Here is a 12,500-nt window from a genome sequence, read left to right on the forward strand (position 1 = left end):
CGCGGAGGCAATGCGGTAGAAATTGGGCAACTTTGCCCGGAGCTAAACGGTAAACCCGTCATGCCTTCTCCCGACGCTACCTACGCCTCGCCCGCCGCCGAAAAAGCCTGGGCCGACCACCAGATTCTCGACCATTTCTACGGCCACCTGCCGCCCGAGCCGCGCCGCACGCCCATGCGCGAGCTCATTTCCACGGTCCTCTCGCACCGCACCACCCACGCCGATGAGGAGCTGGCCTACGACCGCATGCTGGAAGCCTTCGGCGACTGGGCCGGGGTGGAGGCCGCGCCCACGCCGGAGCTGGCCCACGCCATCCGGACTACGCGCTGGCCCGATACCCAAGCGCCTCGCATTCAGGAAATCCTGCGCCGCATCCGGGCCGAAACGGGCGGGCCGTTCGACCTGGATTTCCTGGCCGACTGGCCTACCGAAAAGGGCATGGCCTGGCTCACCGATATGCCCGGTATCGGCCTGAAAACAGCTTCATTGGTATTGCTTTTCAATTACCACAAGCCGGTGCTGCCGGTGGATACGCACGTGCACCGCGTGGCGCAGCGGGTGGGTTTTCTGGGGCCTAAGGTATCGGTGGAGAAGGCCCATGGTGTGTTGCTGGCCCTGCTGCCGGCCGATGCCGAAACGTTGTTCAACTTCCACAAGCACAATTACTGGCACGGCCAGCAGATTTGCTTTTTCCTGAAGCCCAATTGCGCCCGCTGCCCGCTTAAGGGCTTCTGCAACTACTATCAGGAGCATTTTGGCGAAGCCACGGCCGAGGCGCTGGCGGCCACGCCGGCTAAGTGGGACGCCGCGGCCTGGGGCAAGCTGCCGCATTAATTTTGTAGCGCGGGCTTTTGGTCCGCGAGTTGAAAACTATTCAGGTGCCTGCTCGGTAGCTCGCAATTAAAAATCAATTCATGCGCGGACTAAAAGTCCGCGCTACCGCCATGCGCCTCGTCAAGCACCCCGTACTCTGCAATTATTACGTCACGTACCGCTGCAATGCGAAGTGCGCGTTTTGCGACATCTGGGAGAAGCCCTCGCCTTACATCACGCTCGAAGATGTGGACCGCAACCTGCGCGACCTCAAGCGGCTGGGAGTGTCCGTCATTGACTTCACCGGGGGCGAGCCGCTGCTGCATCGGCAGCTGCCCGAGTTTCTGGCGCTGGCGCGGGAGTTGGGCTTCATCACCACCGTCACCACCAACGGCCTGCTCTACCCCAAAAACGCCGAGAAGCTGCGCGGCAAGGTCGACATGCTGCACTTCTCGCTCGACTCGGCCGACCGAGACACCCACGACCTGGGCCGGGGCGTGGCCTGCTACGATTTCGTGCTCGAAAGCATCCGCGTGGCCAAAGAGCTGGGCGAGCGGCCGGACATCCTCTTCACCGTCTTCCGCAAAAACCTGAAGGATTTGGAAGCCATGTACCGCGACATCACCCAGCCCAACGGCCTCGTGCTCATTCTCAACCCCGCCTTCGAGTACGGCGACGTGGAAACCGGCGAGCAACTCACCCCCGAGGAACTGGACTACCTCTCAGCCTTCGGCAAGCGCAAGGGCGTGTATCTGAACGAGGCCTTCATCCAACTGCGGCGCGACGGCGGCAACCACATTGCCGCGCCCGTGTGCCGGGCCGCCAGCACCACGCTCGTCATCTCGCCCAGCAACGAGCTGGTGCTGCCCTGCTACCACCTCGGCGAACAGAAATTTCCCATTGAGGGCAAGCTATACGAACTCTACAACGCGCCCGAAACCCAGCGCTTGGCTGCCCTCGAAGGCCGCCTGCCCGCCTGCGAGGGCTGCACCATCAATTGCTACATGCAGCCCAGCTTCGCGGTCGAAACCAGCAAGTATTTCTGGCAGGCGCTGCCCAGCACGCTGAAGTATAACTGGGAGAAGGGCACGTGGAAGCGGCTCGTGGGGGTGGGGTAGAACCGTTAAATCGTCTGTCATCCTGAGCGCAGCGAAGGACCTTATCACGCTTGTTCCGATTGAAATTGCAAACAGTTCTGGCGTGATAAGGTCCTTCGCTGCGCTCAGGATGACAACGAAAAAAATAACCTCAACCTCCATGCCCGCCCTCATCCTCCCCGTTCACGGTATCTCGCCCACCATCCCCGCCGACTGCTATGTTGCCGACAATGCTACTATCATCGGCGACGTGGAGCTAGGCAGTAAGTGCACCGTCTGGTTCACGGCCGTCATTCGCGGCGACGTGCACCGCATCCGCATCGGCGACGAAACCAATATCCAGGACGGCGCGGTGCTGCACTGCACTTACCAGAAAGCTACGCTAAGCATCGGCAGCCGCGTGAGCATTGGGCACCGGGCGCTGGTGCACGGCTGCACCGTGGAGGACGACGTGCTCATCGGCATGGGCGCCATCGTGATGGACCACGCCGTGGTGGGCACCGGCTGCATCATCGCGGCCGGGGCCGTGGTACTGGAAAATTTCGTGTGCGAGCCGGGCTTTCTCTACGCCGGGGTGCCGGCCAAAAAAATCAAGCCCGTGACGGAGGCCCAGCGCGAAGGCCTGAAGCGCACCGCCGCCAATTACCAGACCTACGCCAGCTGGCTGAAGTAAGGCAGCAGGGGTGCCTGCTGCCGAATTGGAACTCCAAACTGCCCGGCAGGGACCCCTGCTGCCCTCTTTGGATTTCAAACTGCCCGGCAGGGCCCCCTGCTGTAGAGTTGGAACTTCAAACTGGCCATAAACAAGTGTTTCCGCCGAGTTGGGAATTCCAACCGGGCGGAAACACTTGTTTATGGCCAGTTCGGGTTTTCTACACCTCGTCGCTCAACTCGCCGCGCGGGGCTTCGCGCTCGGCGGGCGTGGTCACACGGAGCTGCACCAGCTCTACGGCGCGGCGCGAGCGTTGCAGCACGCGGAACTCGTAGGGGTCGAGCACGGCCACGTCGCCCACTTCCGGGATGCTGCCGTAGATGACGTTGAGCAGGCCGCCCACGGTTTCGTAGTCGTCGCCCTCGGGCAGGGGGTAGGGGAGGAATTCGTTGGCGTCGGGGATGGCGGTGGCGGGGTTCACGCGGTACTCGTCCTCGGCCACTTTCTCCACCACGGGCACCTCGTTGTCATACTCGTCCTGGATTTCGCCCACCAATTCTTCCATGATGTCCTCGATGGTGACGATGCCCGACACGCCGCCGAACTCGTCGCTCACGATGGCCATCACAATGTGCTTGCGCTGGAACTGGCGCAGCAGGCGGTTGATTTTCTTGGTTTCGGGCACGAAGTAGGGCGGGCGCATGATGCGCGCCAACTCCACGGCCTCACCGCGCCGGATGATGGGCAGCAGGTCCTTCACATTGAGCACGCCCACGATGTTGTCGATGTTGCCCTCGTACACCGGCATGCGCGAGAAGCCTTCGCTGAACACGAGGTCGAGGATGGTATCGGCGGGCGCGTTCACGTCCAGGGCCGAGAGTTTGGTGCGGGGCACCATAATCTGCTTCACCATGCGGTCGTTGAACTGAAACACGTTCTCAATCAGCTCGTGCTCAGAGTCCTGAATTTCGCCGCTTTCCTTGCTCTGGTCGAGCAGCAGGCGCAGCTCGTCGGAAGTGTGGGCCTCAGTACCGTGCACGTTCTGGATGCCCACCGCGCCCAGCATCAGGTTGCTGGCTTTGGAAAGAAACCAGGTGAGGGGCCGCGTGATGAAATAGAAGCCGCGCAACGGCAGCACCAGCGCCAGGCTCACCGCCTCGGGCCGCTGAATGGCCAGCGCTTTCGGAAACAGCTCGCCGAACAGCACGTGCATAAACGTCAGCACAATCAGGCCCAGGCCCACGGCCAGGCTGTGCGCCGTGAGGGCCGAAATGGGCAGGCCCAGCCGGGGCAGGAAGCCCAGAAAAATTTCCGTGAACAGCTCTTCGCCCACCGCACCCAGAAGCAGCGAGGCAATGGTAACGCCCAACTGCGTGGCCGACAGGTAGTCGTAGAGTCGGTGCAGCACGCCCAGGGCCTGGCCGGCCAGCCGGCTGCCTTCCTTGGCTTTAATTTCGAGCTGCGAGAGGCGCACACGAATCAGCGAGAATTCGGCGGCCACGAAAAATCCGTTTACTAAGACGAGTAAGACGGTCAGAAGTATTTGTAAACCCATGTCGGCGGCCCCCGCGACGCGTTCGGTCTGAGGGCCTTTGTAGCCCAAAAGTACGCAGTCCGACGCAGGTGGTTGGTGTGCTGAACTTTTAACTCACCGGTTTGTCATGTAGCGGGACTTAATTTTGGGGCCCGAAGTAGGTGTAAGCCTCGACCGGCTGGCCCGACTGCCCATTGCCTCCAACAGGGTATTTGCAACGAGAACGGCCCTTTGCCGGTTAGGAAGAAGCCAGGCGTGGCCAACGATAACGCGTCATTCAATTACCAATGAAGAATTTTCGGATACTGACTGCGGTGCTGCTCTGGCTGGGCCTGATGGGGCCGGCCACCGCCCAGATTCTCACGCCCACCCACCTGAGTACCGCCCTGAGCAAGCCCACCGCCAAAGTGGGCGAGGAAGTCGAGCTCATCATCAACGCCCGCATCGACGACAAGTGGCACCTCTACGCTTCCGATTTCAGCGATGAAGTGGGGCCGGTGGTGTTCACGCTCAAGTTCAAGCCCAGTCCGGCCTACGAGGTGGTGGGCAAACTGCAGGCCATCAAGTCGCACCACGAGCAGGACGAGGTGTTCAAGGGCGAAGTGGCCTTCTGGGAGAAAACCGGCCAGATGCGCCAGCGCATCAAAGTCCTGCAGCCCGGCCCGCTCACCGTCTCGGCCGATGCCGATTACCAGAGCTGCACCAGCGTAGATGGCAAGTGCGTGCCTGGCAACGAAACCCTGAAATTCGGCCCGCTGGAAGTGACCGGCGCGGCGGCCACTCCCGCCAAAGCCACCGGCGCTGTGGCGCCCGCCGCAACTACTACGGCTACGTCCGTTGCGGCTGCTCCGGCTACTACGGCCACGCCTCCTGCGACTGCTGCCACTCCCGTCGCCACTGTTGCTCCTGATACTAACGTTGCCCCGACTGCTGCGCCCGCGCTCGCCCGGCCCGCCGCCCCAGCCGCCAGCGCCTCAAATGACACCAAAGCTGCCCCCGCGCCCGCCGTGGCCGATGTTGCGCTCAACGCCGACCCCGTGAACAAGGCCGGCGGCTTGTGGGCTTTCGCGCTGCTGGCTTTCACCTTTGGCCTGGCCGCCCTCATCACCCCCTGCGTGTTCCCGATGGTGCCGATGACGGTTTCGCTCTTCACCAGCGGCAACGACAGCCGCCAGCGCGGCATATTCAAGGCCCTCGTGTACGGGGCCAGCATCATCGGTATTTATGTGTTGATGGGCGTGCTAGTGTCGGTGCTGTTGGGCGAAGACGGCCCCAACCTTATTGCCACGCACTGGATTCCGAACCTGATTTTCTTTGTGGTTTTCGTGGTGTTTGGCCTGTCGTTTCTGGGCTTGTTTGAAATCACACTGCCCCACCAGATTGTGAATACCGTGGATGCGCAGGCGGATAAAGGCGGCTGGGCCGGCATCTTTTTCATGGCTCTCACGCTGGTGGTGGTGTCGTTTTCGTGCACCGCGCCCATTGTGGGCAGCATCCTGAGCATGGCCGCCCGGGGCGAGCGGATTACGCCCATTGTGGGCATGCTGGGCTTCTCGCTGGCGTTTGCGCTGCCATTCACGCTGTTTGCCATCTTCCCCTCGTGGCTGAAAAGCCTGCCCCGCTCCGGCGGCTGGCTGAACACGGTGAAAGTCGTGCTGGGCTTCATTGAGTTGATGCTGGCCCTCAAATTCCTGAGCACCGCCGACCTGGCATACCACTGGCACCTGCTCAACCGCGACGTGTACATCGTGCTCTGGATTGTGCTTTCGGCACTGCTGGGCTTCTACCTGCTGGGCAAGTTCCGCCTCTCGCACGACTCGCCCCTCGACCACCTCAGCGTAGGCCGCCTGCTAATGGCCGTGCTAGCCTTCGCCTTCACCGTGTACCTGGTGCCGGGCCTGTTTGGTGCCCCGCTGCCACTGCTGGCCGGCTACCTCCCGCCCCAGAGCAAGCACGATTTCACGGTAGCTTCGGCCGAAGGCGCGGCGGCACCTGCCGTAGCCGCCAGCAGTGCCGCCACACAAGAAACTCCACGCTTCGGCGATTTCTTGGAGTTGCCCCACAACCTCGCGGGCTATTTTGACCTGGAGCAGGCCAAGCGCGTGGCCCGGCTGCAGCACAAGCCCATTTTTGTTGACTTCACCGGCCACGCCTGCGTGAACTGCCGCAAAATGGAGGCCACCGTGTGGAGCGACCCGCAGGTGCTCACCCAACTGCGCAATGACTACGTGGTGGTAGCCCTGTATGTGGACGATAAAACCGAGCTGCCCCAAAATGAGTGGTACACCTCCGCCCACGACAACCAGCTGAAAACCACCCTCGGTAAGCAGAATGCTGACCTGCAGATAACGCGCTACGGCATCAACGCGCAGCCGTATTATGTAATTCTTGATGCCGACGATGCAACCAATAAGCCGTTGGTGACGCCTATTGCCTATGAGCCCGACGTGGCGCAATTCAGTACCTTTTTGCAAGCGGGCTCCAGGCAGTTTCGCAACCAGCGCGGCCCCGTGGCGGCTCGCTGAAAATCAGTTGACTAGGTTCGTGGCGGTAGCAGAAACCAACCCCAAACGATTGAAAGCACGAAGAGGCGGCCCCCACCCAGAGGCCGCCTCTTACAAGTGTGAGGAGCGCACCCACCCAGATGCGCGGCCTCGTTTTCCCCTCTTCTCCTCCGTATCCAACCACGGCCGTAACAAAAGGAAGTATCCTTTTGTGAAGAACTTAGCGCGTAACATTGCCGAGGTATCGGCCCTGTTCCATACGCTGTTGGGTTCCTGCTTAGCACCGTGGCCTTCTGCCTAGGATTGTAACAAATGTAAGATGTCTGGTTAGATGATGCAAATAATTCTTTCATTTAACGGGAACTTTGCAATAAATTTAATTTTTAGCGTTTAATTCAACACACTTTCTAACTCCTTTCCGCAAAAAATGGCCAGAAATTACGAACTTGATGACACCGACCGGAATATTCTGAACTTATTGATTCAGGATGCGAAGATGCCGTACACCGAAATTGCCCGAAAAGTCAACGTTTCGGGCGGCACCGTGCACGTGCGAATGGCCCGGCTTGAGGAGTTGGGCATTGTGCAGGGCGCAACCCTGCGCATCGATTACCAGAAGCTGGGGTACGGCGTAAGTGCCTTCTTGGGCATCTACCTACTGAAAAGCTCGGTGTACACCAGCGTGGTGCAGCAGCTGCGCGAAATACCGGAGGTGGTGAGCATCAACTTCACCACCGGTGCCTATGGCGTATTTGCGCGCTTGGTGTGCCGCGACACGCAGCATCTGCGCGACGTGCTCCACGACCGCATTCAGCCGATTGACGGCATCGAGCGCACCGAAACCCTAATTTCGCTGGAAGAAGTAGTCAACCGGCCCACGCAGCTCACGTAGCTGCACCGGCGCGAATGCCAACAGCCACCAGAACTGCTCCAAACACATGATTGGAGCAATTCTGGTGGCTGTTTTTGTGTGGTTGATTTTATTCGGTAGGAGGTGTTGGCTTTTCGGGGGCGGGAGCCACTGCCGGTGTTGTTGGATTACCCAACTGCGCCGTTTGCTGCTGGGCCAACAGGCCGATAAGTGCCTCCACGAGGCCGCCGCCCGCGTTGGTACCGCCGCCATTGGCTTGCACTTCGGGCACAATTTTTACCTGACGGTCGCCAATAATTTGCATCAGTTGCAGGCCGGTGAACTCGCGGGTGCCGAGGCTTTCGACACCCACGCGGTAGGCTTCGGCCTTGGCATTGCCGATGGCACGAATGGCTTCGGCCTCGCCCACGCCGCGCAGGCGGGTGGCTTCGGAGTCGGCAATAGCGCGGAGGCGGGTGCTTTCGGCCTCGCCGCCGGCGCGCAGCTTAGCGGCTTCGGCTTCGCCGCGCACTTTTTTCACCTGGGCATTGGCGTTGAGCTCGGCAATGTTTACGCCCTGCTCGCTTTGCACCAGTGAGTTCTGAATGTCGGCGATGCTGGTTTCGCGCACCAGGGCCTGGCGTTGGGTTTGGGCGGCCTGCTGCACTTCGTAGGTTTTGCGTTGCTCCTCGGCCAGCTTGCGGTCGGTCTGGGTGGTCATGAGCTGCTGCGGCGGCACAATGTCGCCGATGAGCGTATCGACGGCCTGCACGTTGTATTCCTGCAGCGCGTTGCGAATGTAGGCGGCGGCTTCGCGCTGGCGCTCGGCTCGGTTGGTGAGGTAGTCGAGCACGGTGAATTCCTGGCTTGAATTACGGAAGTAGTTGCCCACGATGGGCTCCAGCACGTGGTCGACCAAATTTTTCATCGAGCCCACGCGGGAAATAACGCGGGGCGCATCGAGCGCAGCCACGTGGATAATCTGGGCCACGTCGAGGTTGAAGGAAAAGCCGTCGCGTGAGCGCACCGTGATGCTGCTCAGAGAGTCGTCGTAATGGTGGGCTTCGGTGCGCACGGCCCAGTTGAGTACGATGTTGGTAGTGGGCATCAGCTCCACCTTCATAATGTGGGTGTTGAGCGGCTGGCGGCCGGGGTAAAGTGGCGTGGCCCAGATGCCCTTGTGGCCCACCTCAACCAAGTTGCCGTGCGTGAAATCAGCCCCGCTGACGTCCACCGCCGGCCGGCCCACGAAGGAAATAACCACGCCCACGTGGCCGATGGGAATTTCCGTCATGGGCACCTGCTCGACACGGCAAAACCACGGATTGAGGTTCCAGGAGCCGGAAAGCAGGATTTGCTCCTGCAGGCCGCGGCTGCCGCCAGCGTTGAGGAAGGCCTGGGCGTCCTGAAAGTTGTTGTGGTTGGGGATGACCGGGCCGGCAATTTCGCCGGGCGTGATGGGAATGCCGTCGAGCGTGGTGACGATGCCCACGGCATCGGGGGCCACGCGGTAGATGAAAAGCTCCTCGGGCCGCATGCCCATGTTGCCGGCGTTGCGCTGGGTGATGACCGTGAACAGGGCCGTGTTGATGCGATAGGTGCCGGCCGTGAGCATGCCGATTTGCCGGCCCTTCTCGCCGCCTTTGGTTAGGAAAGCGCGGGCATCCTGGTAGTTATCGCAGTCGATTTCGCGGGCCAGAATGTGGCTGGGCGGGATGGGCTCACCGCCGTTGGCCACCACGAGGCCGATTTCGCCCTGCGGCACAATCACCACAAATTCCTTGGTGACCGAATACTGCCAGGGCCACAGGAAGAAGTGCCAGCCCGGCGCCAGCGTGTCGGCCTGGAAACCTGCCTCCCCCTCCAGGGCCACGAGGCGGCCGGGGGCCAGATTGCGGCGCGAGAATTTCTTGGCCACGATGCCCACCTGCATTTCGCCGATAACGACGATGCCGAGCAGAGACTTGGCCAGTAGCAGAACGAACAGCAGGGCTGCCAGCACGCCCAGAAAGCCGTAGAAAATGGAAACAGTAAGAGCTAGTAGCATACAGAAAGGGGAGGAGTCAAAAAAGGAACGGTGGCAACTGAATCGGCGGGCGAAACTTGTTATTACAGCCTCCGATAAAATAACCGTTTGGATTATTTGCGGAAAGGTAGCGGGTTAGCACGCATATCACCCGCAGCCCGAAACTGCCGTAATTTTGTGCCGTGTCCACAACTCCTGCCCCGCCCGCCACGCTGCTCATCCAAACCGCTTTCATCGGCGACGTAATTCTGATGACGGCGTTGCTGGAGTACCTGCACCAGACCGAGCCCGCTACGCCCGTCGATGTGCTGGTGCGGCGCGGCAACGAGGGCCTACTGGCCGGCCACCCACACGTGCGCCATGTGTTGATTTGGGACAAGAAACACCGCAAATACGCCGCGCTGTGGGACTTGCTGGGTCAGATTCGGGCCGCGCAGTACGGCCGCGTCGTGACCTTGCAGCGCTTTGCCAGCACGGGCTTCCTCACCGCGTTTTCCAAAGCGAAAGAGCGCATCGGGTTCGCCAAAAACCCGCTCAGCCAGTTTTTCACGCGCCGTGTGCCGCACGCCATTGGCGACGGCACGCATGAAGTGACGCGCAACCTGCGCCTGCTCACCGATGCCGTGCCTACGCCGCTGGTGCTGCCCCGCCTCTATCCCTCGGCCGCCGATGAAGCGGCAGTGGCGCCCTACGTCGCGGCCGGACCTTATATCTGCCTGGCCCCGACTTCGGTCTGGTTCACGAAGCAATACCCCGAAGCCAAGTGGCTAGAATTGCTGGCATCTTTGCCTCAAAATGTGCGGGTGTACCTGCTTGGCGGCCCGCCCGACGTGGCCGCCTGTGAACGCCTGGCGGCCGCCAGCGGCCGCGAAAACGTGACCAGCATTGCCGGTAAAATTGGCCTGCTGGCCTCGGCCGCCCTTATGCGCGGCGCGCTGATGAACTACGTGAACGACTCGGCCCCAATGCACCTCTGCTCGGCCGTGGGCGCGCCGGTGACGGCGGTTTTTTGTAGCACCGTGCCGGCGTTTGGGTTTGGGCCGCTGAGCCCGGTTTCCTTCATTGTGGAGACCAAGGAGGAATTGGCCTGCCGGCCGTGCGGGCTGCACGGGCACGCGGCCTGTCCGCTGGGGCACTTTCGCTGCGCGTATGGCATTGAAGTGGGGCAACTACTGGCCACTTTGCCGGTTGTATCCTCCTAATAACCGTCTGTCATCCTGAGCGCAGCGAAGGACCTTATCACCGATGAGCGAAAGTCGTTCGAGCGTGATAAGGTCCTTCGCTGCGCTCAGGATGACATGCATGACTGCCGTACCTTTGCTCTACTTATGCTCGATTATCACATTCACGAATATTCCAACGGTATCCGCCTCTTACACAAGCAGGTACTGCACACTAAAATAGCGCATTGCGGGTTTTTGCTTGACATCGGCTCGCGCGATGAGGCCCCGCACCAGCAGGGCCTGGCCCATTTCTGGGAGCACATGGCCTTCAAAGGCACCGAAAAACGCAAGTCGTTTCACATCCTCAACCGCCTCGAAACCGTGGGCGGCGAACTGAACGCCTACACCACCAAGGAAAAAATCTGCTTCTACGCCTCGCTGCTCAGCACGCACTTCGAGCGGGCGTTTGAGCTGCTGACCGACCTCACATTCAACTCCGTGTTTCCGGGCCGCGAGGTGGAGAAGGAGCGAGGCGTGATTCTGGAAGAAATGAGCATGTACCAGGACGCCCCGGAAGATGCCATTATCGACGATTTCGATACCGTCGTGTTCGGCGACCACCCGCTGGGAGTGAACATTCTGGGCACCCGCGAGAGCGTGAGCCGATTCCAGACGGCTGATTTCCACGCCTTTTTGCAGGAGCAGATGCGCACCGACCGGCTGGTGTTCAGCTCGGTGAGCAACCTGCCGTTTGAGGCGGTGAAGAAGCTGGCCGATAAATTTCTGGCCCCACTGCCGGCCCGGCTGGGCCCGCGCACGCGCCGCCCGGTGGGCAGCTACGAGCGCAAGACCCAAACCGAAACCCGGCCCATCTCGCAGGCGCACTGCCTGGTGGGCGGCCCGGCCTACTCGCTGAACGACGCCCGCCGCATCCCGTTTTTCATGCTGAACAATATCCTCGGCGGGCCGGGCATGAACTCGCGCCTCAACCTGGCCGTGCGCGAGAAATACGGCCTCGTGTACACCATCGACAGCACGTACTCGCCCTACACCGATACCGGCCTGTTTGGCATCTACTTCGGCACCGAGGGCAAGCAGGTGAAGCGCACGCTGGGCCTGGTGCAGAAGGAGCTGAAGCTGCTGCGCGAAAAAGCGCTGACCACCAACCAACTTCATATCGCCAAGCACCAGCTCATGGGCCAGCTGGCCATGAGCGAGGAAAGCAACGGCGGCATGATGCAACTCCTCGGCAAAAGCACGCTGGACCTGGGCCGCGTGGAGCCGCTGAGCGAGATATTCCAGAAAATCGAGAGGATTTCGGCCGCCGAGCTGCGCGACATGGCCAACGAAGTGCTGACCGAGGAGCACCTGAGCGTGCTGCAATACGTGCCGGAAGGAAAGTAATGGCGCAGCCTGTTTTCGGCCACGCGGGCAGCTACCGTCCGGGCGACACGTTCCGCAACCGCATCGAGCTGTCCTTGACCGGCGTGCACCGGCCGCGCCGGGCGGGCGTGTGCGGTACCCCGGCACTGGGTGCAGAAAGCATCGTGCTGGCCGGCCAGTACGAGGAAGACGACTTCAGCGAGGATGAAATCCTGTACTCCGGCAACGGTGGCCGCGACCCCAAAACCGGCCATCAGATTAGCGACCAGGTAGCCACCACTGGCATCCTGGCGTTGCTGAAAAGCGTGGAAACCGGCCTGCCAGTGCGGGTGATGCGCAAAGTACCCGCCGAGGATGGCGGGCTTGACGTGTACCGCTACGAAGGGCTCTACCGCGTGGTGGCCTCCAGCTACGGGCCGGGCAAATCGGGCTTTCAGGTGTACGTCTTCCGGTTGCGGCCCGTGATGTAATTCCGATT

At 61.1% G+C, this 12,500-nt stretch carries 10 protein-coding genes; 8 read left to right on the forward strand and 2 right to left on the reverse strand.

Annotation, left to right across the window (positions count from 1 at the left end; all coding sequences use genetic code 11):
* Positions 1–60 precede the first annotated feature (60 nt).
* From I7X13_RS08950 to I7X13_RS08960, 3 genes are all read left to right on the forward strand, one after another.
* Entirely contained in the window at positions 61–834 is a 774-nt protein-coding gene (locus I7X13_RS08950; protein WP_198075223.1) for an endonuclease III domain-containing protein, read from the forward strand.
* A gap of 110 nt (positions 835–944) precedes the next feature.
* On the forward strand, positions 945–1,931 hold the full coding sequence (locus I7X13_RS08955; protein ID WP_198075469.1) for a radical SAM protein: 987 nt from the start codon (positions 945–947) through the stop codon (positions 1,929–1,931).
* A gap of 139 nt (positions 1,932–2,070) precedes the next feature.
* Positions 2,071–2,583, forward strand: a complete 513-nt coding sequence (locus I7X13_RS08960) for a gamma carbonic anhydrase family protein (protein ID WP_198075224.1) — start codon at positions 2,071–2,073, stop codon at positions 2,581–2,583.
* Positions 2,584–2,782: 199 nt separating this feature from the next.
* Here I7X13_RS08960 and I7X13_RS08965 read toward each other — a convergent pair whose 3' ends face one another.
* Positions 2,783–4,117 carry a hemolysin family protein gene (locus I7X13_RS08965; RefSeq protein ID WP_232342293.1) on the reverse strand — a complete coding sequence of 445 codons (1,335 nt, stop codon included), beginning with the start codon at positions 4,115–4,117 and terminating at the stop codon, positions 2,783–2,785.
* A 266-nt stretch (positions 4,118–4,383) separates the two neighbouring features.
* Here I7X13_RS08965 and I7X13_RS08970 point away from each other — a divergent pair, with 266 nt between their 5' ends.
* Together I7X13_RS08970 and I7X13_RS08975 are read left to right on the forward strand one after the other, a co-directional pair.
* Positions 4,384–6,621, forward strand: coding sequence for a protein-disulfide reductase DsbD family protein (locus I7X13_RS08970; RefSeq protein ID WP_198075225.1), 2,238 nt, complete (start codon positions 4,384–4,386; stop codon positions 6,619–6,621).
* Positions 6,622–7,027: 406 nt separating this feature from the next.
* Entirely contained in the window at positions 7,028–7,492 is a 465-nt protein-coding gene (locus I7X13_RS08975; protein WP_198067709.1) for an Lrp/AsnC ligand binding domain-containing protein, read from the forward strand.
* Between the two features lie 88 nt (positions 7,493–7,580).
* Here the strand turns inward: I7X13_RS08975 and I7X13_RS08980 are convergent, their stop codons facing one another.
* The gene (locus I7X13_RS08980) at positions 7,581–9,497 is read right to left on the reverse strand and encodes an SPFH domain-containing protein (RefSeq protein WP_198075226.1); all 1,917 of its coding nucleotides are present in this window, start codon (positions 9,495–9,497) and stop codon (positions 7,581–7,583) included.
* Between the two features lie 161 nt (positions 9,498–9,658).
* Here I7X13_RS08980 and I7X13_RS08985 point away from each other — a divergent pair, with 161 nt between their 5' ends.
* From I7X13_RS08985 to I7X13_RS08995, 3 genes are all read left to right on the forward strand, one after another.
* Complete coding sequence (locus I7X13_RS08985) at positions 9,659–10,678, forward strand: glycosyltransferase family 9 protein (protein WP_317191554.1); 1,020 nt, start codon at positions 9,659–9,661, stop codon at positions 10,676–10,678.
* 126 nt (positions 10,679–10,804) lie between these two features.
* A complete protein-coding gene (locus I7X13_RS08990) occupies positions 10,805–12,043 on the forward strand; it encodes a M16 family metallopeptidase (RefSeq protein WP_198075227.1) in 1,239 nt (412 codons plus the stop codon).
* Positions 12,043–12,492, forward strand: a complete 450-nt coding sequence (locus I7X13_RS08995; RefSeq protein WP_198075228.1) for a YDG/SRA domain-containing protein — start codon at positions 12,043–12,045, stop codon at positions 12,490–12,492. Before I7X13_RS08990 ends, I7X13_RS08995 begins: the two co-directional genes overlap by 1 nt.
* Positions 12,493–12,500: the final 8 nt, after the last annotated feature.

The sequence above is a fragment of the Hymenobacter negativus genome (assembly GCF_016056375.1).
In the GTDB taxonomy this organism is placed as follows: domain Bacteria; phylum Bacteroidota; class Bacteroidia; order Cytophagales; family Hymenobacteraceae; genus Hymenobacter; species Hymenobacter negativus_A.